The organism is Streptomyces sp. NPDC057616, from assembly GCF_042800575.1.
GTDB lineage: Bacteria > Actinomycetota > Actinomycetes > Streptomycetales > Streptomycetaceae > Streptomyces.
The window spans coordinates 184,007-205,147 of the sequence record NZ_JBHVGU010000004.1 but is presented as its reverse complement, the minus strand read 5'-3'; the positions used below and the strand labels follow the sequence as shown (position 1 = coordinate 205,147).

The window sequence follows — 21,141 nt, the reverse complement described above, 5'->3', positions numbered from 1 at the left end:
CGCCGGGCCGCTCAGGCCTCCGGAGGAATCGGCACCTTGCGGCGCCCCACCTGCGTCCGCACCGCGCCCATGCTCGCGGCGATGACCATCGCGATCGCGGCCGCCTGCACGGCGGACAGGGCCTGGCCCAGGATCAGGAAGCCCGCCGTCGCGGCGAGGGCCGGTTCCAGGCTCATCATGATCGCGAAGGTGGAGGCGGGCAGGCGCCGCAGGGCGAGCAGCTCGAAGGTGTACGGCAGGACGGACGAGAGGACCGCGACCGCCGAGCCCAGGGCGATCGTCGTCGGATCGGTGAGCTTGGAGCCCGATTCCGCGACCCCGAGCGGGAGCATCAGCAGCGCTCCGACCGCCATGGCCAGCGCGAGCCCGTCCGCCTGCGGGAACCGCCGGCCCGTACGCGCACTGAAGACGATGTACGCCGCCCACATGGCGCCCGCGCCCAGCGCGAAGGCGACACCGGCCGGGTCGAGGCGGCCGAAGCCGCCGCCGCTGAGCAGGAAGACACCGCCGAGGGCGAGCGCGGCCCATACGGCGTTGAGCGCGCGGCGGGAGGCGAAGACCGAGAGGGCGAGCGGTCCGAGGACCTCCAGGGTGACCGCGGCGCCGAGGGGGATGCGGTCGGCCGCCTGGTAGAAGAGGCCGTTCATCGCGCCCATCGCGATGCCGAAGACGACGACCGTGCCCCAGTCGGCGCGCGAGTGGCCACGCAGCCGCGGCCGGCACACCACCAGCAGGACGACGGCCGCCGCGATCAGCCGCAGGGTCACGACGCCGAGCGCCCCGGCCCTCGGCATCAGGCTCACCGCCAGCGCCGCACCGAACTGCACCGAGAAGCCGGCCCCGAGCACGAGCCCGACCGGGCCGAGCGAACCCCGGCGGCCGGGGGTGCCGGAGGGGTGCACCGCGGAGGGCGAGGACGTGGTGGTGGTGCTGGGCGTGGTCACGGGCGGTCCAGGTGCTCGGCTCGAGGTTCGTGCATCATGATGCACTGTCGAGTCCAGGGTAATGGACTCGGTCAGGCGTGTGAATCTGTTTTGCAACTGTCCCGCATCATGGACCCGGGCGTGCCGGTCATCAGGCGGCGCATGATTCCCGAGCGACCCCCGCCGAAGCTGAGGGTTCTCCCACGAAGCTGAGAGTGGGCTTATGAATCCCCGTCGATCAGGCCGTCGCCCGGGCCGTCGTCCAGCGCGTCCGCCAGCACCTCCGCCAGATGCCGTCCGCGCACGCCCGCCAGCTGCTCCAGCTGCGTGCGGCAGGAGAAGCCGTCCGCGAGGACGACCGTCCCCTCGGCCGCGCCCCGGACCGCGGGCAGCAACTGGTCCTCCGCGCACGCCTTCGACACCTCGAAGTGCCCTTTCTCGAAGCCGAAGTTGCCCGCGAGGCCGCAGCAGCCGCCCGCCAGCTCGCCGGTGAGGCCGGCCGCCTCGCGCAGCCGGCGGTCGGCGGCGTCGCCGAGCACCGCATGCTGGTGGCAGTGGGTCTGGCCGGTGACCGGCCGGTCCAGGGACGGCGGCACCCAGTCCGGCGCGAACCGCTCCAGCGCCTCCGCGAAGGTCAGGACCGAGGCGGCGAGCCGGGCCGCGCGCGGGTCGTCGGCCAGCAGCTCGGGCAGATCGGTACACAGGGCGGCGGCGCAGCTCGGCTCCAGGACGACCAGCGGCATGTGCTCCTCCCCCAGCTCGGGTCGGAGCAGCGGGTCCAGCATGTCGAGCGTGCGGCGCAACACCGCGCGGGCCTGGTCGAGCTGGCCGGTCGACAGATAGGTCAGGCCGCAGCAGACCCGGCCTCGCGGGCCCGGCCGGCGGCCCCGGCTGTACCAGGTGCTGCCGTCCGCCTCCCGCGTCCTGCGCACGATCGGCCGCATCCGCGGGAGCGGCACCGGCCGCAGCCCGGCCGCCTTCAGGACCCGGAGCGCGGCCTTCCCGACCTCCGGCGAGAGATGCTCCGTGAAGGTGTCGGGCCACAGGAAGACGGGCTTGCCGTGCGTCTCCTCCTCGTACTCCGGCCCCACCTCACGGATCATCCGCCGCTCGTGCGCCCGCGCCCGGCGCCCGTACCAACCGGTGAGGGTCTCGGACGCCACCCGCGGGATGCGCCGCTCGGGCGCGATCCCGCCGACGCGCTTGGCCAGTGACGCCAACGGCCCGATGGAGGCTAGGGCGTTGACGACCGGGGCGGTGCGCGTGCGGGCCACCCAGCGCAGCCACACCGGCAGCCGGCCCATGCTGTAGTGCGCGGCCGGGCGGCGCCGGCCCGCGTAGTGGTGATGCAGGAACTCCGCCTTGTACGTGGCCATGTCGACCCCGACCGGGCAGTCGGAGCGGCATCCCTTGCAGGACAGGCACAGATCCAGCGCGTCCCGCACCTCGGTGGAGCGCCAGCCTTCGGTCACCAGCTCGCCGGCGAGCATCTCGTGCAGCAGACGGGCCCGCCCGCGCGTGGAGTGCTCCTCCTCGCCCGTCGCCCGGAAGGAGGGGCACATCACGGAGGAGCCGGGCGCCTCTGTCGTACGGCACTTCGCGACGCCGACGCAGCGCCGCACGGCCGCCGAGAAGTCGCCGCCGTCCGCGGGGTAGCCGAAGGCCACGTCGACCGGCTCGCGGGGCAGCACGGAGAAGCGGAGGTTGCCGTCCAAGGGCGAAGGGCGCACCAGCATCCCGGGGTTGAGGAGGTCGTCCGGGTCCCAGACGGCCTTGGCGCGCTCGAAGACGGCGACCAGCTCGGGGCCGTACATCCTGGGCAGCAGCTCGGCGCGCGCCTGCCCGTCCCCGTGCTCCCCGGACAGCGAACCGCCGTGTGCGACGACCAGCTCGGCCAGCTCCTCGGAGAAGCGGCGGAAGCGGCCGACGCCCGCCTCGGTCAGCAGGTCGAAGTCGATGCGGACATGGATGCAGCCGTCCCCGAAGTGGCCGTACGGAGTGCCGCGCAGCCCGTGGGAGGTCAGCAGCCCGCGGAAGTCCCGCAGATAGGCGCCGAGCCGTGCGGGCGGCACCGCGCAGTCCTCCCAGCCCGGCCATGCCTCGCTTCCGTCCGGCATCCGCGTCGCCGTACCGCTCGCGTCCTCCCTGATCCGCCACAGCGCCCGCTGCCCGGCGGGGTCCGTGACGACCAGCGCGTCCAGCACGTCGGCGGCCCGGACGACCGCCTCCGCACGCGCGCGTGCCTCCGCCGGCGACTCCCCTCCCGTCTCCACGAACAGCCAGGCCCCGCCCCGCGGCAGCGCGGCCGCGGACGGCACCAGGTCGGCCGCCATCCCCTCCACCGTGAGCGGCCCGTGCTCCAGCAGTCCCGCCGCGGCCTCGGCGGCGGCGCTCTCGTCGGCGTACGCCAGCACGGCCAGCGCACGCGCGCGCGGCGCCTCCACGAGCCGTACGACCGCTTCGGTGAGCACGCCCAGCGTGCCCTCGCTGCCGCAGAAGGAACGGGCGACGTCGGCGCCCTTCTCGGGCAGCAGCGCGTCCAGCGCGTACCCGGAGATACGGCGGGGGAGTTCCGGGAAGCCCGTCCGCAGCCGCGCCAACTCGCCGTCCACCAGCGCCCGCAGGCCCTCCGGCGCGCCGGCCCACTCCTGCCCGAGCCGCAGCCGCCGCCCGCGCGCGGTGACCACGTCCAGCTCCCGCACGCTGTCCGCGGTGGTCCCCCAGGCCACCGAGTGCGAGCCGCACGAGTTGTTGCCGATCATGCCGCCGAGCGTGCACCGGCTGTGGGTGGAGGGGTCGGGCCCGAACCGCAGGCCGTGGGGCGCGGCGGCCGCCTGGAGGCGGTCCAGGACGAGCCCCGGCTGCACGACGGCCGTCCGTGCCTGCGGGTCGACCGACAGGAGACGGTTCATATGACGGGTGAAGTCCAGCACCACGCCGGTGCCGGTGGCCTGCCCGGCGATCGAGGTGCCGCCGCCACGCGCCACGACCGGCACCCCGTGCTCCCGGCACACCGCCAGCACGGCCGCCACGTCGTCCGCGTCACGCGGCGCCACCACCCCCAGTGGAACCCGCCGGTAGTTGGACGCGTCCATGGTGACCAGCGCCCGGGAGGTGACGTCGAAGCCGACGTCGCCCCGGACGGCCCTGCGCAGTTCAGCCTGGAGATCCGTCATGCTCCCAGCATGCATCCGGCGACCGACAGTCACGATGCCTCTGTCCACAGGCGCTTCGCCGCGTCCTGCCGGAACCTGTGAAACGGATCCAGAACCTTTCCAATTCGATCACGAACTCCCATATAGTGAGCGTCAGTTGGGTAACGGGTGTCGCTTCGCGCGCAGGAACGACAGCTCGTCCCGAGGACCGACAGCTCTTCCCAGGACCGACCGCACTCCCGCCAGGAACGACAGCGGAACCCGATCGAGCAGGACGACCGAGGCCTACCGAGGACCCGATTCATGACCGCCCCCCACGTGCCCGGCGAACGCCCCACCTTCCGCACCGTCGCACCCGCCCCGCTGCTCACGGCCCTGCTGGCCGCCCTCGCGGTCGCCGGTGCGGTAGCCCGCGTCCCCGAGCGGGACCGCGCCCCGCTCGCCCTCGGCGCCGGCACGGGCGCGCTGCTCCTGTGCGCCGCCGTCGCGCTGGCCGCGTACGCGCTCCAGGCGGCCCGGATCAGCCGGCGCCGGCTGGAGGCGGTCACCCAGGACACGGGCCGGCTGCTGCAGGACCGGGTGCGCCAGAGCGCGCAGTTCGACCAGGAGCGGGTGCGCCTGACCGAGGAGCTGACCCACGAGCGGGCCCGCCACGCGGCGGAGCTCACCCAGGAACGGGTGCGGCTGACCGCGGAGTTCGAGCAGGACCGCGCCCGCCTCACCGCCGAGAACGCCCGGCTGACCGAGCAGGCCCGCCGGGCGGGGCACGAGCGCGCCGCCGCGGTCTCCGCCACCGCCAACGCGGCGGGCCGCATGCAGGCGCTGGCCACCGGCATGCTCGCCGACCTGCGCGCCATGGAGGAGCGGCACGAGGACGAGGACGTCCTCGCCGACCTGCTCCACCTCGACCACCGCACCGCGCAGGCGGGCCGCCTCGCCGACTCCGTCGCGGTCCTCGCGGGCGCCCGCTCCGGCCGCCGCTGGGCCCGCCCCATCGCCATGGAGTCGATCCTGCGCGGCGCGATGGGCCGCATCGGCGGCTACCAGCGCGTGCGCGTGCACTCCGCCAGCGAGGCCGCCGTCGCCGGGCACGCCGCCGAGGGCGTGATGCACGCGCTCGCCGAACTCCTCGACAACGCCGCGAACTTCTCGCCGCCCACCGCCGAGGTGCACGTCTACGTCGAGGAGGTCCCGGCCGGCGTCATCGTGTCCGTGGAGGACAGCGGTCTGGTCATGGGCGACGTGCAGCTGCGCCGCGCCGAGCGGGCGGTCTCGGGCGAGGAGGCGGAGCTGGGCGGTCTCACCGGTACCCGGCTCGGCCTCGCGGTCGTCGGCCGGCTGGCCCGCAAGTACGGCCTCAAGGTCTCCTTCCGGCCGTCCGCGCGCGGCGGCACCGGCGTCCTCCTGCTGGTCCCGCAGGACATCCTCGTACCGGAGCAGTACGCCCCGCGCCCCCAGGACGCGCTCCCCCTCCCGGAACCACGGGCCGTCCGCCCGCAGCCGGCGCCCGCATCCGGGTCCGGGCCCGCGCCCGCCCCTGCCGCTACGGCTGCGCCCGCTCCCGAGCGTCCGGAGCCGGTGGACGAGCACCCGCGGCGGTCGTACGAGACCCAGCACGCCACCCCGCACCAGGGCACCGGCGCCGGCCCCGACGACGTCCGCCCCCGCCACCACGGGGCCGCCGCACCCGATGCCGGCGCGATCGCGTCGGGCCTGCCCAAGCGCCGCCGGGGCCGTGCGCTCGCCGAGGCCGAGCAGGAGCGGGAGCGCGCACGCGCGCGTGCGGCCGACTCCGCCGCGGCCGGGCCCGCTCCCGCGCCCGTCCCGCTGGACGACCCCCTCGCCCGCGCCGCCCGTTTCAGCAGCTTCCGCCGGGCCGTGCGCGGCTCCTTGTCGGACCAGGGCGCACCGGCACCGGACGAGGGCACCTCCGCACCCACCACCCCCGCCGCCGCACCGTCGGCCACCTCCCACCCGCACCCGGACCCGGAAGGCAACTCCACGTCATGACCGGCACGACCACTGCCGACGCGAAGCTCACCTGGCTCATCGAGGGCCTCCTGGAGCGCACGCCGGGCGCGCGGCACGCGCTCGTGCTGTCCCGGGACGGCCTCAAGCTGTGCCGGACACCGGAGCTCACCGTCGACCAGGCCGACCAGCTCGCCGCGATCGCCGCCGGAATCCAGTCGCTGTCGCACGGCGCCTCGGTGGAGTTCGGGGACGGCACCGGAGGCGTGCGCTCGGCGATGACCGAGTTCTACGGAGGGGTGCTGTTCATCGTGGAGGCGGGCGAGGGCGCGCACCTGGCCGTGGTGACCACGCAGGACGCCGACGCCGGGCTGGTCGGTCACAACATGAGCGAGCTGGTGGAACAGCTCGGCGCCCACCTGACCGCGCAGCCCCGGACCTCATGAGCCGCCCCGGCAGGGACGACTCACCCGACCGCCTCTACACCCTCACCGGAGGCCGCGCCCGCTCCGCGCCGGACAGCCCCTTCGACCTGGTGACCCTCGTGGTCGCCGAGTGCGATCCGGCGCCCGGCATGCAGTCGGAGCACGCGGCGATCCTGCGGCTCACCCGACTCCCCACCGCCGTGGTCGAGTTGGCGGCCGAGCTGAAGCTCCCCGTGAGCATCACCAAGATCCTGCTCGCCGACCTCCTCGCGGCCGGCCGCGTCAGTGCCCGCCATCCGCGCAAGGCCGCCGTCCCCGATCCCGACGTCCTGGAACAGGTGCTCGTTGGACTCCGCAACCTCTGACGCGCGCATCCCGCTGCACGTCACGGCCGACAACGGCCTGAAGATCGTGGTCGTCGGCGGCTTCGGTGCCGGCAAGACGACCCTCATCCGCTCGGTCAGCGAGATACGCCCCCTCAACACCGAGGAGACGATGACCCGGGCGGGCGAGCACCTCGACGACATCAGCGAGGTGCGCGACAAGAAGGCCACCACGGTCGCCTTCGACTTCGGCCGCATCACGCTCGACGCCCGCAACGTGCTGTACCTGTTCGGCGCGCCGGGCCAGGAGCGCTTCTGGTTCCTCTGGGACCGGCTGTTCTCCGGCACGCTCGGCGCGGTCGTCCTGGTCGACACCCGCCGTATCGACGACTCCTGGTACGCGATCGACCGGCTGGAGCACCACGGCACGCCGTTCATCGTGGCCTGCAACGACTTCGGCGGCCCGGCCTACGCCCCGCAGCAGATCCGCGAGGCGCTCGACCTCGACCCGCACGTGCCGCTGCTCGACTGCGACGCCCGCTCCCGCGCCTCCGGCAAGCAGGTCCTGATCACGCTGGTGGAACACGTCAGCAACCGGTACGCGGCCCCACCCGACCGATCCTCACAGGAGTTGGCACTGTGACCGCCCCCACCGCCCCCGTACCGCTCGGCGGACCCAGGTTCCAGACCGAACCCGCGCAGCTGTACCGGGAGATGCGGCGTGAGCACGGCGCCGTCACACCGGTCGTGCTCGACGGCGGCGTACCGGCCTGGCTGGTGCTCGGCTACCGCGAACTGCACCAGGTCACCGGCGATCCCGTGCTGTTCAGCCGGGACTCCGACCTGTGGAACCAGTGGGACCGCATCCCCGACGACTGGCCCCTGCTGCCGATGATCGGCCGCAGGCAGCCGTCGATCCTCTACACGGTCGGGGAACGCCACCGCGAGCGCGCCGCGATGATCAGCGGCGCCCTTGAGGCGGTCAGCCCCTTCGAACTGCGCGGCTACGCCGAGCGGTTCGCCGACGAGCTGATCGACTCGTTCGCCGCCCGCGGCGAGGCGGACGTCGTCGCCGACTACGCGATGCTGCTGCCCGTGCGCGTCCTGGCCCGCCTCTTCGGCTTCCCGGACGACGAGGGACCGGGCCTGGTGACCGCGCTCAACGACATGATCGACGGGCGCGAGCGGGCGATCGCCGGACAGACCCATCTGGCCACCTCCATGGCCCAGTTGCTGGCGGAGCGGCGTGCCGCGCCGGCCGACGACGTGGTGTCGCGGATGCTCGCCGACCCCAGCGGCTTCGGCGAGGAGGAGATCGCCCAGGACCTGATGGTGATGATGGCGGCGGGCCACCAGCCCACCGCCGACTGGATCGGCAACTCGCTGCGCCTGATGCTCACCGACGACCGGTTCGCCGCCTCCCTGTTCGGCGGCCGCAACAGCGTCGCCGACGCCATGAACGAGGTCCTGTGGGAGGACACGCCCACACAGAACGTGGCGGGCCGCTGGGCCGCCCGCGACACCCAGCTCGGCGGCCGCCGCATCCGCGCCGGCGACCTGCTGCTGCTCGGCCTCCAGGGCGCCAACTCCGACCCCCAGGTGCGCACCGACGGCTCCGCGCTCACCGGCGGCAACAGCGCGCACTTCTCCTTCGGGCACGGCGAGCACCGGTGCCCGTTCCCCGCGCAGGAGGTCGCCGAGGTCATCGCGCGCACCGCCATCGAGGTCGTACTGGACCGCCTGCCCGACATCGACCTCGCCGTACCGGCCGGGTCCCTGACGCGTCGGCCCTCGCCCTGGCTGCGAGGGCTGACCGAACTGCCCGTGCGGTTCGCCCCGACCCCGGCCCTGGGAGGCACCCCCGTATGACGACGACCGGCATCGAAGAGACCGGCGCACAAGACACCCGCATCGCGCTCGACCCCTTCGTCTCCGACCTGGACGGCGAGAGCGCGAGGCTGCGCGCCGCGGGCCCGCTGGCCGCCGTGGAGCTGCCCGGCGGGGTCCCCGTGTGGGCCGTCACCCACCATGCCGAGGCGCGCCGGCTCCTCACCGATCCGCGCCTGGTGAAGGACATCGAGGTCTGGGGCGCCTGGCGGCGCGGCGAGATACCCCCCGACTGGCCGCTGATCGGGCTGGCCAACCCGGGCCGCTCCATGCTCACCGTGGACGGCGCCGACCACCGCCGGCTGCGCGCGCTGGTCGCGCAGGCGCTCACCCCGCGCCGGGTGGAGGAAATGCGGGAGCGGATCACCGGGTTCACCGAGAGCCTGCTGGACCGGCTGCCCGCGGACGCGGGCGCGGTCGTGGACCTGAAGGCGGCCTTCGCCTACCCGCTGCCCATGTACGTCGTCGCCGACCTGATGGGCATCGACGAGGCGCGGCTGCCCCGGCTGAAGGAGCTGTTCGAGAAGTTCTTCTCCACGCAGACCCCGCCCGCCGAGGTCCTCGCCACGCTCACCGAACTCGCCGGCATCATGGCCGAAACGGTCGCCGCCAAGCGGGCCGAGCCCGGCGACGACCTCACCTCCGCTCTGATCCTCGCCTCCGAGGACGGCGACCACCTCACCGACGAGGAGATCGTCTCCACGCTCCAGCTGATGGTGGCGGCGGGCCACGAGACGACGATCTCCCTCATCGTCAACGCCGTGCTCAACCTCTCACTCCATCCGGACCAGCGAACGCTCGTGCTGTCCGGCGAGGCGGACTGGCCGGCGGTGATCGAGGAGACGCTGCGGCACTCCACCCCCACCTCGCACGTCCTGATCCGCTTCGCCACCGAGGACGTCCCGGTCGGCGACAAGGTGCTGCCCGCGGGCGACGCGCTGATCGTGTCGTACGCCGCGATCGGCCGCGACGAGCAGGCCCACGGCCCGACGGCCGGCGACTTCGACATCACCCGCACCTCGGCCAACCGCCACATCAGCTTCGGCCACGGCCCGCACGTCTGCCCCGGCGCGGCCCTGTCCCGCCTGGAGGCCGGCGTCGCCCTCCCGGCCCTCTACGCCCGCTTCCCCGGCCTGGACCTCGCGGTCCCGGCGGCCGACCTCCGCCACAAGCCGGTGGTGACCCAGAACGACCTGTTCGAACTGCCGGTACGGCTGTCACCTCCGGTCTGATCGCACAGGTCCACGAGCCGGAGGACTCGTCTCATCGGACGGACACGTTTCCGGCGGGTTTCACCGAGGGGATACCCTCCGGCTCGTGGCTGAGATTCAGATTCCCGCTGACATCAAGCCCGCGGACGGACGTTTCGGCGCGGGTCCCTCCAAGGTGCGGACGGAGGCGCTGGACGCCCTCGCCGCGACCGGTACCTCTCTGCTCGGCACGTCCCACCGCCAGGCCCCGGTGAAGAACCTGGTCGGCAAGGTGCGCGAAGGCATCTCCGACCTGTTCCGGCTGCCCGAGGGCTACGAGGTGGTCCTCGGCAACGGCGGCTCCACGGCGTTCTGGGACATCGCCACCCACGGTCTGATCGAGAACAAGTCGCAGCACCTCAACTTCGGTGAGTTCAGCTCCAAGTTCGCCAAGGCCGCCAAGCTGGCGCCGTGGCTGGCCGAGCCCACCGTGATCGCCTCCGACCCCGGCACCCACCCGGAGCCGCAGGCCGAGGCGGGCGTCGACGTCTACGCCTTCACGCACAACGAGACCTCGACCGGTGTCGCCATGCCGATCAAGCGCGTGGCCGGTGCCGACGAGGGCGCCCTGGTCCTGGTCGACGCCACGTCCGGCGCCGGCGGCCTGCCGGTGGACGTGTCGGAGACGGACGTCTACTACTTCGCCCCGCAGAAGTCCTTCGCCTCCGACGGCGGCCTGTGGATCGGCGTCTTCTCCCCGGCCGCGATCGAGCGCGCCGAGCGGGTGCACGCCTCCGGCCGCCACGTCCCGGAGTTCTTCTCGCTCCCGACGGCGATCGACAACTCCCGCAAGAACCAGACGTACAACACCCCGGCCCTCGCCACCCTCTTCCTGCTGAACCAGCAGCTGGAGTGGATCAACGGCCAGGGCGGCCTGGACTGGTCGGTGCGCCGCACGGCCACCTCCTCGCGCACGCTGTACGGCTGGGCCGAGGACGTGAAGTTCGCGACGCCGTTCGTCACCGACCCGGCCAAGCGCTCCCAGGTCATCGGCACCATCGACTTCACCGACGAGGTCGACGCGGCCGCCGTCGCCAAGGTGCTGCGCGCCAACGGCATCGTCGACACCGAGCCCTACCGCAAGCTCGGCCGCAACCAGCTCCGCGTCGCGATGTTCCCGGCGATCGACCCGGCGGACGTCGAGGCCCTGACGAAGTGCGTCGACTACGTGATCGAGAAGCTGTAGCCGTCCGCGTACGACGGTGGAGGGCGCCCGGTGACACTCACCCGGCGCCCTTCTCTCATCCCGCCGTGCAGCTCACGCTCGGCACCGCGCCCCCGCCCGGCGCCGCCCCGAAGCCGAAGTTCGTCGAACCGCCCGCCGCCACAGCGCCGTTGTGGGCGGCGTTCGTCGCGGTCACCGTCGAACCGGTCTGGGTGTACGAGGCGTTCCACATGGAGGCGACCTTCTGGGGGCCGGAGAAGGTCCAGGTGACCTTCCAGGACGTGAGCGGGGTCGTACCGGTGTTGGTGACCTTCACGTCCGCGTTGAAGCCGCTGCCCCAGTCGCTGCTGACGGTGTAGGCGGCGCTGCACGCGGCCGTGCTCCCGCCGCCATCACCGCCGCCGGTGCCCGTACCGGGGAACAGCGGCGCCTTCACGCTCGTCAGGTAGCCGTCCTTCACGGTGTCCACGGTCTGCCAGTCGTCCTTCAGGATGCCGCCCGTGTCACCGGAGTTGGGGTTCCACGACCAGAACGTCCACTGGAAGGAGTCGGCGCCGTACGTCGAGGTCGGCCGCAGGTAACCGACCAGCGCGGACAACCACTTCTGGTCCGTCGCCGATGCCAGCGTGGTGCCGAACTCGCCCACCCAGACGGGTGCGATGTTCTGCTGGAAGATGTAGCCCCAGTACTTGTCCCAGACACCCGGCATGTTGGCCGGGAAGGACGGATCGCCGAACCACGGCTGCTGCGCCACGCTGGTCGCGTAGTCGTGCGCGGAGTACACGACCCGGTTCGCCACGTCGAGCTGCACCGGGTACTGGCCCACGCCCATGAGGTTGCCGCCCCACCAGCCGGAGACGCCGTTGTACGTCTGTACGCCCTCGACGAAGATCAGCAGGCCGGAGTTGACGGACAGCACCGCGTTCCCGGCCCGCTGGGCGGCCAGCCGCCAGTCGGTGGCCGCGTCGCCGCAGCCCCAACAGGCGGGATCGTGGGGTTCGTTGTGCAGGTCGATGCCGATGACGGTGTCCTGGCCGCGGTAACGCGCCGCCAGCGCCTTGAGATCGGCGATCCACGTCGACTCGGGAACGGCGGCGGTGTACCAGAGCGCCGACTGCCCGCCGGAGTCCGGCCGGTGCCGGTCGAGGATGACCTTCAGGCCGTCCTGGCCGGCGTACGCGACGATCTTGTCCATGACCTGGAGGGAGTCGAGGCCCTGCAGGTCCGCGTTCTTGCCGCCGCTGAAGTCGATGCTGTTGGGGACGGTGCCGGGGGTGAAGATGTCGTCGCTGTAGGGGAGCCGGATGGTGTTGTAGCCCAGCGACCTCATCTGGTCGATCATGGACCTGTAGTCGCGGGACCACAGGCCGTGGACCACGTGGTTGCCGGTCTCGAAGCCGAACCAGTTGATCCCGGCGATCCGGACCGGCTGCCCGGTCGCGTCGAGGATCTGCCGGCCGCTGGTGTGCCAGTACCCGGCACCGGGCGCCTCGGCCGCGTCCGCCGTGGTGACACCGGCCCCGGCCAGGGGGAGCACGAGCGCCACGGCAACAGCGCACAGCGCTCTTCGCAGGCTGCGGAACATGTCGCTGCTTCCTCTCGGGAGGCGCGGGCCCGGAACGAGTGGGAGCGCTCCCACAACCCGGCCCCTCCATGGAAGCCGCGACAACATGGACACGTCAAGGAGTGCGACGCCGCCGGTTCGGCCTCCCGAACCGGCCTGCCGCCGGGCTCAGTTGCGCCGCAGCAGGCGGCGGAAGCCGAAGATGACGGCCGCCGCGGCGGCGACAGCCAGCGCGCCGACCTTGAGGTTGCCGGCCGTGGTACCGCCGCCGCTGTCCGAGCTCGCCGAACCGCCGCCCGAGGAGGGCGACTTGGCGTCGCCGCCCTTGGCGCCCGGCGCGTCCTCCACCTGCACCGGGCTGTCGGAGCCCTCGCTGCCGAACAGCAGCCGCCCGCCGTCGGTCGAGTAGGTCACGGACTCGCCCTGCTGCTGGAGCGGCACGTTCAGCCGGCCCTCGCGCTTGATCTTCCCGCCGTTCCAGGTGTAGGTGATGCCGCCGAAGTAGCCCCGCACGACGAGCCGGCGGTCGTCGGGCGAGATCGCCGCGTCGGTGGCCCACAGGTCGACGGCGGCCACCGGCCGGAAGATGTTCGCGCCGGAGGAGGAGAGCTCGGCGGGACCCTCGTAGAGGTGCCCGCCGTCCTCGTTCTTGTCGATGATGTACGTCCGGCCGGTCTTCGGGTCGACCACCAGCGACTCGGCGTTGCGCGGCCCGTCCGCGTACTTCACGACGTACTGCGTGGCACGGATCGTCTGGTCGACCAGCTTCTTCGGCTCGGGCAGCCGGTAGATCCACACGTACGGCCACTTGCCGCCGAGGTTGTCGCCGATGTCGCCGACGTAGATCTCGTTGCCGGGGCCGATGGAGATGGCCTCGACGTCACGGGGGCGGCCGACGCCGCTGAGCGTGACGCGGGCGACCGTCTTCCCGGTCGAGCTGTCCACCGCGTAGAGGTACGGGCCGTCGTCGCTGTCGTTGTGCGTCCAGTAGATCCCGGGGTGCAGCCGGGAGGCGGCGAGACCGCTGGACTCGGTGATGCGCGGGTCCTTGATGGTGAACCCCCCGCCGCCGTCGTCGGCCGCGGCGGGCAGGGCGCAGACGCCCACGAGCAGGGCTCCGGCGAGGAGGGCGAAGGGTCGGCGCATGCCCCAAGCCTGCCATCCCACCGAACGGTTGAGCGCCCGCACCGGGTTCCCGACGCGCTCCACCGTGGCGGGCCTCACACCGCGACCGTCCCATTGATCCCCCGCGCATCGTCCATCATGAGCGGATGCTTAGGTTCATGCCGGTCGGCGACTCGATGACGATCGGGAGCGCGGGCGAACACACCTGGCGGTACCGGATGTGGCGGCACCTGCGGGACACGTACGGCGGCCCGTTCGCCCTCGTCGGCCCGCGCGAGACGCTCCACGACCGGGCGACGGACGCGCCGACGTCGTACGAGTACGCCGATCCCGCCTTCCCCTGCGGCCATCTGGCCGGCTGGGGCGAGGGCTGGCAGCACATGGTCCCGCTGATCGGCGAGGCGGTGCGCTCCTGCCGCGCGGACGTGCTGCTGGTCTCGCTGGGCCTGATCGACCTCGGCTTCTACACGAACGCGGACCAGACCGCCGACAACGTACGGCGGTTCGTGGCCGAGGCGAGGGCGGCCAGGCCGCGCGTGCGGATCGTCGTGCTGCCGGTGATCCCGAACGTCCGCGCCACCGCCGACGAGCCCTTCGCGGCCCAGGTGGCCCGGTTCAACGAGCTGCTGGCGAAGGCGCTCGCCGACCTGGACGAGCCCCGCTCCCCGCTCCTGCTGGCCTCGCCGCCGCCCTCGTACGACATCAACCTCGACACCTACGACGGCACGCACCCGAACGCCAGCGGCGAGCACAAGATCGCGGCGGCCTTCGCGGACGCGATGCACCAGGCGTGGGGGGTGGGCGAGCCCTACGAGGGCTGAGCCGCCTCCCCCTTGCCTAGAGCGCACTCCACGCCGTTGGCTAGGTGGTCATGAAGTACACGCAACTCGGACGCACGGGACTCAAGGTCAGCCGGCTGGTCCTCGGCACGATGAACTTCGGACCGCAGACGGACGAGGCCGACAGCCACGCGATCATGGACGCGGCGCTGGCGGCCGGCATCAACTTCGTCGACACCGCCAACGTGTACGGCTGGGGCGAGAACAAGGGCCGCACCGAGGAGATCATCGGCAACTGGTTCGCCCAGGGCGGCGACCGGCGCGACAAGGTCGTCCTCGCCACCAAGGTCTACGGCAACATGGGCGCCGACGGCGCGGCGTGGCCCAACCACGACAAGCTCTCCGCGGTGAACATCCGGCGCGCGGTCGACGCCAGCCTGAAGCGGCTGCAGACCGACCACATCGACGTCTACCAGTTCCACCACGTCGACCGGAACACTCCCTTCGAGGAGATCTGGCAGGCGATCGACGTCCTGGTGCAGCAGGGCAAGATCCTCTACGTCGGGTCCTCCAACTTCCCCGGCTACAAGATCGCCCAGGCCAACGAGATCGCCGCGCGGCGCGGCGGCACCATCGGCCTCGTCAGCGAGCAGTGCCTCTACAACCTCGCCGAGCGGCGCGCGGAGATGGAGGTCATCCCGGCCGCGCAGGAGTACGGGCTGGGGGTCATCCCCTGGTCGCCGCTGCACGGCGGGCTGCTCGGCGGCGTGATCAAGAAGGAGGTCGAGGGCGGGCGCCGGGCGAGCGGCCGGGCCGCGGACGCCCTCGCCAACACCACCATCCGCGCGCAGATCCAGGCGTACGAGGACCTGCTCGACAAGCACGGGGTGGAGCCCGGTGAGGCCGCACTCGCCTGGCTGCTGACCCGTCCCGGCGTGACCGGACCGATCGTCGGCCCGCGCACCGCCGGGCAGCTCGACTCCGCCGTGCGCGCGGCGGAGCTGGAGCTGAGCGAGGAACTGCTGTCCGGCCTGAACGAGATCTTCCCGGGCCCCGGCCCGTCCCCGGAGGCCTTCGCCTGGTAGCGGACCGGCGGCGGTCGGCTACCTCCCGATCGCCGCCGCGAACGCCACCACGACGAACAACAGCACCAGCGCACCGGCCATGATCCGGTTCCGAGTCTTCGGGTCCACGCCATCGAGCGTAACGGCCTCCCCGAACCGCCCGACGGCCGACCGCCCCCTATCGCGCGCGCTCCCGGTCGGGCACCGTGCGCCGAAGGGTCCGCTAGCGCGCGTGGCCCAGCGCCCACCGCGCCACGGGCTCGTACCGTGGCTGCTCCCCCGGTACTCCCGATGTCGGGAGGTTGCTGCGGACCAGGGCCAGGCTCTGCACCGTCCAGGTGGGGCTCGTGAAGGCGTCGAGGGGGGTGAGGTACGGGCGGACGTCCACCGCGTCGCGGCTGCGGGCCAGGGTCAGGTGTGCCTTGTAGCGGCGGTGGTCCCCCATCGGCACGCCCGCCTTGCGGGCGGCCGCCTCCGCGCGGTCCGCGAGCAGGCGCAGGGCCGCCAGGTCGCCCTGCGCGCCGGCCCACAGCGCCCGCCCGTGCCCGAACTGGCCGCCGCCGCGGACCGCGAGGGCGAAGGGCTCGGTCCGGTGCGCGGCGCGCTCCAGGCGGGCCGACAGCTCCGGTACGAGCTCGTCCTCGACCTCGCCGTAGAACGCGAGCGTGAAGTGCCAGCCGGGCCGCCCGGTCCAGCGCAGCCGCTCCGCACCCGGCAGGGCGCGCAACCCGTCCACCTCCGCGGCCAGTTCACGCACCACGTCCTCGGGCGGCAGCACGGCGGCGAAGAGTCTCATGCGCACCACCCTGCCACCATGAGGGCATGGAGATCACCATCAGAGAAGGCGGACCCGACGACGTCCCCGCGATACTCGCCATGCTCGACAGCTGCGTGGAGTGGCTGACCGCGCAGGGGCGGACCGAGCAGTGGGGGACCAAGCCGCTGTCGCGGCACGAGCGGACCGTCGCGTCGGTCGTCGGGTACATGGACGAGGGCGTCACCTACATCGCCGAGGCCGACGGCACACCGGCCGCCACCCTCACGCTCACCGACGCCCCCGGCGCCTACCTCTCCCACCTCGACCCGCCCGGCGAGCCCGAGCGCTACATCCACTGGTTCGCCTCGGACCGCCGCTACCAGGGCCACGGCCTCGGCAGCGCCCTCCTCGCGCACGCGGCCGAGGAGACCAGGCGCGCCGGCGTCGCCCTGCTCCGCGTGGACTGCTACGCCGGGCAGGACGGCAGGCTCGTCCGCTACTACGAGGACAACGGCTTCACCCGCACCGACACCTACGTCAGCGGCACCAGCTGGCCGGGGCAGGTGCTGGCCCGGAGGCTGTGACCCCCGGGCCGCCGCACCGTCAGGCCGCCGGCGCCAGCTGCTCCCGCACCTCGCGCGGCACGAACCGCACGTGCGGATGCCCGCGGTTCCAGCCGACCGAGAGGCGCAGGTTGCCGACGCGGGCCAGGACCAGGCCGATCGCGATCGCCGCGGCTGCGGCGATCGCGCCGCCGACGGCGAGGCCCGCGCGCACGCCGTACGCGTCCGTGATCCACCCGGCGATCGGGGCGCCGATCGGCGTACCGCCCATGAACACCATCATGTAGAGGGACATCACACGGCCCCGCATGGCCGGGTCGGTGCTCACCTGGACACTGGTGTTGGCGGTGACGTTCACCGTCATGCCGAACATCCCGATCGGGGCCATGATCAGGGCGAACAGCCACAGCGACGGCGCCGCGGCGGCCACCAGCTCCAGCCCGCCGAAGACCACCGCGGCCGCGATCATCACCCGCATCCGGGCCGTGCCGCGCCGGGCCGCGAGCAGCGCGCCCACCAGCGAGCCGACCGCCATCAGCGTGTTGAAGAGGCTGTAGGCACCGGCGCCGGCGTGGAAGACGTCGTCGGCGAAGGCGGACAGGTACACCGGGAAGTTGAACCCGAAGGTGCCGATGAAGCCGACCAGGACGATCGTCCAGATCAGCTCGGGGCGCCCGGCGACATAGCGCAGGCCCTCCCGCAGCTGGCCCTTGCCGCGCGGGCTGCGCTCGACCACGTGCAGCTCACGCGAGCGCATCGCCAGCAGTCCGCCGATGGTGGCGACGAAGGACAGGCCGTTGAACAGGAACGCCCAGCCGGTGCCGACCCCGGTGATCATCAGGCCGGCGACGGCGGGCCCGATCAGCCGCGCAGACTGGAAGTTGGCGGAGTTCAGGCTGACCGCGTTCTGCAGCTGGTCCGGGCCGACCATCTCGGAGACGAAGGACTGCCGGGCCGGGTTGTCGACGACCGTGGCGAGCCCCACCGCGAAGGCGGCGACGTAGACGTGCCAGACCTGGACGTCCCCGGAGAGCGTCAGCACGGAGAGCGCGACGGCGGTGACACCCATCGCGGCCTGCGTGAACAGCAGCGTGCGCCGCTTGGGCAGCCGGTCGACGAGGACGCCGCCGTAGAGACCGAAGAGCAGCATCGGCAGGAACTGCAGCGCCGTCGTGACGCCGACGGCCGTGGCGGAGCCGGTGAGGCTGAGCACCAGCCAGTCCTGGGCGATGCGCTGCATCCAGGTGCCGATGTTGGAGACGACCTGGCCGACGAAGAACAGCCGGTAGTTGCGGACCTTCAGCGAGGCGAACATCGAGGACTTGGCGGCGGGTGGGGGGCTCGGCGGGGGGTTGTGGGTGGTCGGTGCGGGGGCGGAGTCTGCTCCGGATCCCGTACTCAAAAGGGTCGCCTCCTCGTTGCGGCTTACAGATGAGCGAGCTTCTCCAGCACGGGGGCGGCGGCGCGCAGTTTCGCCCACTCGTCCTCGTCCAGTCCCTCGACCAGGTTGGCCAGGAAGGCGTTCCGCTTGGCGCGGCTCTCCTCGAGCATCGCCTCGGCCTGCTCGGTCTGGGTGACGACCTTCTGGCGCCGGTCCTCTGGGTGCGGCTCCAGCCGGACCAGCCCCTTGGCCTCCAGCAGCGCGACGATGCGGGTCATCGACGGCGGCTGCACGTGCTCCTTGCGGGCGAGCTCGCCCGGGGTGGCCGTACCGCAGCGTGCCAGGGTGCCCAGCACCGACATCTCGGTGGGGCTCAGCGACTCGTCGACCCGCTGGTGCTTGAGCCGGCGGGACAGCCGCATCACAGCTGAGCGCAGGGAGTTCACGGCGGCAGCGTCGTCGCCATGGGTGAGGTCCGACATATCTTTAGAGTAACTCATTACCCTCGCTAAACAAGCTGGCGGGCGTACGGAATTCCCGTGACTCCGGCCACGGAGAGGCCGCCGAACAAGGGGGCGCGGGCTTCGCCGGGTAAACACAGCATCACCCGAACGAGTGAGTCAGTCGCAGAAAGTGAACATCTCAGCGAGCCCGCCCGCAACCCTCGTGTTCATGGGGACCAGCGTGCTCAGCCTGCGGATCGACGGGGAGCTGCTCGACCGGCTCCGCGACCACGCCGCCAAACGAGGAATGAGCGTCCAGGACTATGTGGTCCGGACGCTCATTCGGGACGACTTCGACGAGCGGTTCCACACCGCCGTCGAGGAGACGGAGAAGTTCTACGGGGTCACGTGAGCGGGCGGCTCACGTCAGGCCGAGGGCCGGCATCAGGTAGTAGAAGGCGAAGACCGCCGAGACGACGTACATCGCCACCGGGATGTCCTTGGCCCGGCCGGCCGCGAGGCGCAGCACCACGAAGGTGATGAAGCCCATGCCGATGCCGTTGGTGATCGAGTAGGTGAACGGCATCATCACCATCGTCACGAAGGCCGGGACGGCGATGGTGTAGTCGGCCCAGTCGATCTCCTTGACCGAGCCGGCCAGGATCAGGAAGCCCACCGCGAGCAGGGCGGGGGTGGCCGCCTGGGACGGGACCATGGTGGCCACCGGCGTGAGGAACAGCGCCACGGCGAACAGGGCGCCGGTGACGACGTTCGCGAAGCCGGTGCGCGCACCCTCGCCGACACCGGCCGTGGACTCCACGAAGCAGGTGGTGGCCGAGGAGGAGCTGGCGCCGCCCGCCGCGACCGCGATGCCGTCGACGAAGAGGACCTTGTTGATGCCGGGCATCTGGCCCTGGGCGTCGGTCAGCTTGGCCTCGTCGCTGACGCCCATGATCGTGCCCATCGCGTCGAAGAAGCACGACAGCAGCACCGTGAAGACGAACAGGATGCCGGTCAGCACGCCGACGTGGGAGAAGCCGCCGAACAGGCTGACCTTGCCGATCAGGCCGAAGTCCGGGGTGGCGACCGGGTTGCCGGGCCACTTCGGCGTCGTCAGGCCCCAGCTGGGGATCTTCGCGACGGCGTTGATGACCACGGCGACGACCGTCATCGCGACGATCGAGATCAGGATCGCGCCCGGGACCTTGCGGACGATCAGCGCGAGGGTGAGCAGGGCGCCCAGGATGAACACCAGCACCGGCCAGCCGTTGAGGTGGCCGTCGGCGCCGAGCTGGAGCGGCACGGTGGTCTGCGCGGCGTCCGGGATGCGGGAGACGAAGCCGGAGTCGACCAGGCCGATCAGCATGATGAACAGGCCGATACCGATGGCGATCGCCTTGCGCAGGCTGTAGGGGACGGCGCTCATCACGCGCTCGCGCAGCCCGGTGGCGACCAGCAGCATCACCACGAAGCCGGCCAGGACCACCATGCCCATGGCGTCCGGCCAGGACATCCGGGGCGCGAGCTGGAGCGCGACGACCGAGTTCACGCCGAGGCCGGCGGCGAGCGCGATCGGGACGTTGCCGATGACGCCCATGAGGAGCGTGGTGAAGGCGGCGGTCAGCGCGGTCGCCGTGACCAGCTGGCCGTTGTCCAGGTGATGCCCGTACACGTCCTTCGCGCTGCCCAGGATGATCGGGTTCAGCACGACGATGTAGGCCATGGCGAAGAAGGTGGCGAAACCGCCGCGGATCTCACGCGGGATCGTGCTGCCCCGCTCGGAGATCTTGAAGTAGCGGTCGAGTGCGCCGTGGGCGGGCGCCTGCCCCGACTGATCGGGGGCGGGGACCTTGGCGGGAGCCGAGGTGGGCATTGGACGTTCCTACGAGCAGAAGTGGACAGACGCAAACGGTTTCAGTATGAACATATGAAACCCGTCCACGCTATCTCCGCGCGTAGACCTGATCGCCTCGTAAGCTGTCCCCATGGCGAAGTGGACACCGAAGCACGAGGCGCCGGAGCCCCTGGAGGGCCCCGTCGTCGCCACCATCACGGGCGGCACGATCCTCTGGTTCGTCCTCTTCCTGGCGCAGCTCCCCTTCTACGGCTGGTTCGAGGACCACGGGCACACCTGGTGGCTGTGGACCTGCCTGACCGGCGGCGTGCTCGGCCTGTACGGCATCTGGTTCGTCAGGAAGCGGGACGCGGCGATCAAGCGCGCGGCGGCCGAGGCGTCCCCCGCCGAGTGAGCCCTCCGCGGGCGGCTCGTCCCCGCGGGCGGCGTGTACTACCACCGCACGAGGCGGCTCCTCCCCTGGTCGGATCTTCCGGGCACTCGACGGGTGAAGCCGCATACCGGCACGTACCGT

General features: G+C 72.2%; 20 protein-coding genes. 12 read left to right on the top strand and 8 right to left on the bottom strand.

Annotated elements, in window-relative coordinates:
• Positions 1–11: 11 nt before the first annotated feature.
• Both ACFU97_RS06325 and ACFU97_RS06320 read right to left on the bottom strand, forming a co-directional pair.
• Positions 12–944, bottom strand: a complete 933-nt coding sequence (locus ACFU97_RS06325) for a DMT family transporter (RefSeq protein WP_384251640.1) — start codon at positions 942–944, stop codon at positions 12–14.
• Positions 945–1,144: 200 nt separating this feature from the next.
• Complete coding sequence (locus tag ACFU97_RS06320; protein ID WP_384251637.1) at positions 1,145–4,099, bottom strand: FAD-binding and (Fe-S)-binding domain-containing protein; 2,955 nt, start codon at positions 4,097–4,099, stop codon at positions 1,145–1,147.
• Positions 4,100–4,381: 282 nt separating this feature from the next.
• On the opposite strand from ACFU97_RS06320, the gene ACFU97_RS06315 reads away from it, so the two are divergent.
• The 7 genes from ACFU97_RS06315 to serC all read left to right on the top strand — a co-directional run bounded on the left by ACFU97_RS06315 (position 4,382) and on the right by serC (position 11,117).
• The gene (locus tag ACFU97_RS06315) at positions 4,382–6,088 is read left to right on the top strand and encodes a sensor histidine kinase (RefSeq protein ID WP_384251633.1); all 1,707 of its coding nucleotides are present in this window, start codon (positions 4,382–4,384) and stop codon (positions 6,086–6,088) included.
• Complete coding sequence (locus ACFU97_RS06310; RefSeq protein ID WP_384251630.1) at positions 6,085–6,492, top strand: roadblock/LC7 domain-containing protein; 408 nt, start codon at positions 6,085–6,087, stop codon at positions 6,490–6,492. Before ACFU97_RS06315 ends, ACFU97_RS06310 begins: the two co-directional genes overlap by 4 nt.
• A complete protein-coding gene (locus tag ACFU97_RS06305) occupies positions 6,489–6,836 on the top strand; it encodes a DUF742 domain-containing protein (RefSeq protein WP_384251627.1) in 348 nt (115 codons plus the stop codon). Before ACFU97_RS06310 ends, ACFU97_RS06305 begins: the two co-directional genes overlap by 4 nt.
• Complete coding sequence (locus tag ACFU97_RS06300; RefSeq protein ID WP_384251624.1) at positions 6,817–7,437, top strand: ATP/GTP-binding protein; 621 nt, start codon at positions 6,817–6,819, stop codon at positions 7,435–7,437. Before ACFU97_RS06305 ends, ACFU97_RS06300 begins: the two co-directional genes overlap by 20 nt.
• Positions 7,434–8,663, top strand: coding sequence for a cytochrome P450 (locus ACFU97_RS06295; RefSeq protein ID WP_384251621.1), 1,230 nt, complete (start codon positions 7,434–7,436; stop codon positions 8,661–8,663). The genes ACFU97_RS06300 and ACFU97_RS06295 overlap by 4 nt, the downstream gene beginning before the upstream one ends.
• Positions 8,660–9,913: a cytochrome P450 gene (locus tag ACFU97_RS06290; protein WP_384251618.1), complete on the top strand. Its 1,254-nt coding sequence runs from the start codon at positions 8,660–8,662 to the stop codon at positions 9,911–9,913. Before ACFU97_RS06295 ends, ACFU97_RS06290 begins: the two co-directional genes overlap by 4 nt.
• An 85-nt stretch (positions 9,914–9,998) precedes the next feature.
• Positions 9,999–11,117, top strand: a complete 1,119-nt coding sequence (serC, locus tag ACFU97_RS06285; RefSeq protein WP_384251615.1) for a phosphoserine transaminase — start codon at positions 9,999–10,001, stop codon at positions 11,115–11,117.
• A 55-nt stretch (positions 11,118–11,172) separates the two neighbouring features.
• Here serC and ACFU97_RS06280 read toward each other — a convergent pair whose 3' ends face one another.
• Both ACFU97_RS06280 and ACFU97_RS06275 read right to left on the bottom strand, forming a co-directional pair.
• Positions 11,173–12,681 carry a cellulase family glycosylhydrolase gene (locus ACFU97_RS06280; protein WP_384251612.1) on the bottom strand — a complete coding sequence of 503 codons (1,509 nt, stop codon included), beginning with the start codon at positions 12,679–12,681 and terminating at the stop codon, positions 11,173–11,175.
• A gap of 147 nt (positions 12,682–12,828) precedes the next feature.
• Positions 12,829–13,806, bottom strand: coding sequence for a WD40 repeat domain-containing protein (locus tag ACFU97_RS06275; RefSeq protein WP_384251609.1), 978 nt, complete (start codon positions 13,804–13,806; stop codon positions 12,829–12,831).
• A 125-nt stretch (positions 13,807–13,931) separates the two neighbouring features.
• Here ACFU97_RS06275 and ACFU97_RS06270 point away from each other — a divergent pair, with 125 nt between their 5' ends.
• A complete protein-coding gene (locus tag ACFU97_RS06270; RefSeq protein WP_384251606.1) occupies positions 13,932–14,606 on the top strand; it encodes an SGNH/GDSL hydrolase family protein in 675 nt (224 codons plus the stop codon).
• Positions 14,607–14,656: 50 nt separating this feature from the next.
• Entirely contained in the window at positions 14,657–15,649 is a 993-nt protein-coding gene (locus ACFU97_RS06265; RefSeq protein WP_384251603.1) for an aldo/keto reductase, read from the top strand.
• Between the two features lie 202 nt (positions 15,650–15,851).
• On the opposite strand, the gene thpR is transcribed toward ACFU97_RS06265, so the two are convergent.
• The gene (gene thpR / locus ACFU97_RS06260; RefSeq protein WP_384251600.1) at positions 15,852–16,424 is read right to left on the bottom strand and encodes an RNA 2',3'-cyclic phosphodiesterase; all 573 of its coding nucleotides are present in this window, start codon (positions 16,422–16,424) and stop codon (positions 15,852–15,854) included.
• Positions 16,425–16,450: 26 nt separating this feature from the next.
• On the opposite strand from thpR, the gene ACFU97_RS06255 reads away from it, so the two are divergent.
• A complete protein-coding gene (locus ACFU97_RS06255) occupies positions 16,451–16,969 on the top strand; it encodes a GNAT family N-acetyltransferase (RefSeq protein ID WP_384251597.1) in 519 nt (172 codons plus the stop codon).
• A gap of 19 nt (positions 16,970–16,988) precedes the next feature.
• Here ACFU97_RS06255 and ACFU97_RS06250 read toward each other — a convergent pair whose 3' ends face one another.
• Complete coding sequence (locus tag ACFU97_RS06250) at positions 16,989–18,350, bottom strand: MFS transporter (RefSeq protein WP_384251594.1); 1,362 nt, start codon at positions 18,348–18,350, stop codon at positions 16,989–16,991.
• 23 nt (positions 18,351–18,373) lie between these two features.
• Positions 18,374–18,811, bottom strand: a complete 438-nt coding sequence (locus ACFU97_RS06245; protein WP_384251591.1) for a MarR family winged helix-turn-helix transcriptional regulator — start codon at positions 18,809–18,811, stop codon at positions 18,374–18,376.
• Between the two features lie 184 nt (positions 18,812–18,995).
• Here ACFU97_RS06245 and ACFU97_RS06240 point away from each other — a divergent pair, with 184 nt between their 5' ends.
• Entirely contained in the window at positions 18,996–19,184 is a 189-nt protein-coding gene (locus tag ACFU97_RS06240; RefSeq protein ID WP_384251994.1) for a ribbon-helix-helix protein, CopG family, read from the top strand.
• 9 nt (positions 19,185–19,193) lie between these two features.
• On the opposite strand, the gene ACFU97_RS06235 is transcribed toward ACFU97_RS06240, so the two are convergent.
• Positions 19,194–20,645, bottom strand: coding sequence for an NCS2 family permease (locus ACFU97_RS06235; protein ID WP_384251588.1), 1,452 nt, complete (start codon positions 20,643–20,645; stop codon positions 19,194–19,196).
• A 112-nt stretch (positions 20,646–20,757) separates the two neighbouring features.
• Between ACFU97_RS06235 and ACFU97_RS06230 the strand changes: the two genes are divergently transcribed.
• Positions 20,758–21,021: a DUF2530 domain-containing protein gene (locus tag ACFU97_RS06230; protein ID WP_384251585.1), complete on the top strand. Its 264-nt coding sequence runs from the start codon at positions 20,758–20,760 to the stop codon at positions 21,019–21,021.
• Positions 21,022–21,141: the final 120 nt, after the last annotated feature.

Bases quoted from the DNA above. Each gene is read 5' to 3' on its own strand.
- ACFU97_RS06320 (WP_384251637.1), bottom strand. From the start codon at position 4,099: ATGACGGATCTCCAGGCTGAACTGCGCAGGGCCGTCCGGGGCGACGTC.
- ACFU97_RS06315 (WP_384251633.1), top strand. From the start codon at position 4,382: ATGACCGCCCCCCACGTGCCCGGCGAACGCCCCACCTTCCGCACCGTC.
- ACFU97_RS06310 (WP_384251630.1), top strand. From the start codon at position 6,085: ATGACCGGCACGACCACTGCCGACGCGAAGCTCACCTGGCTCATCGAG.
- ACFU97_RS06305 (WP_384251627.1), top strand. From the start codon at position 6,489: ATGAGCCGCCCCGGCAGGGACGACTCACCCGACCGCCTCTACACCCTC.
- ACFU97_RS06290 (WP_384251618.1), top strand. From the start codon at position 8,660: ATGACGACGACCGGCATCGAAGAGACCGGCGCACAAGACACCCGCATC.
- ACFU97_RS06280 (WP_384251612.1), bottom strand. From the start codon at position 12,681: ATGTTCCGCAGCCTGCGAAGAGCGCTGTGCGCTGTTGCCGTGGCGCTC.
- ACFU97_RS06275 (WP_384251609.1), bottom strand. From the start codon at position 13,806: ATGCGCCGACCCTTCGCCCTCCTCGCCGGAGCCCTGCTCGTGGGCGTC.
- ACFU97_RS06270 (WP_384251606.1), top strand. From the start codon at position 13,932: ATGCTTAGGTTCATGCCGGTCGGCGACTCGATGACGATCGGGAGCGCG.
- ACFU97_RS06265 (WP_384251603.1), top strand. From the start codon at position 14,657: ATGAAGTACACGCAACTCGGACGCACGGGACTCAAGGTCAGCCGGCTG.
- thpR (WP_384251600.1), bottom strand. From the start codon at position 16,424: ATGAGACTCTTCGCCGCCGTGCTGCCGCCCGAGGACGTGGTGCGTGAA.
- ACFU97_RS06255 (WP_384251597.1), top strand. From the start codon at position 16,451: ATGGAGATCACCATCAGAGAAGGCGGACCCGACGACGTCCCCGCGATA.
- ACFU97_RS06245 (WP_384251591.1), bottom strand. From the start codon at position 18,811: ATGTCGGACCTCACCCATGGCGACGACGCTGCCGCCGTGAACTCCCTG.
- ACFU97_RS06235 (WP_384251588.1), bottom strand. From the start codon at position 20,645: ATGCCCACCTCGGCTCCCGCCAAGGTCCCCGCCCCCGATCAGTCGGGG.
- ACFU97_RS06230 (WP_384251585.1), top strand. From the start codon at position 20,758: ATGGCGAAGTGGACACCGAAGCACGAGGCGCCGGAGCCCCTGGAGGGC.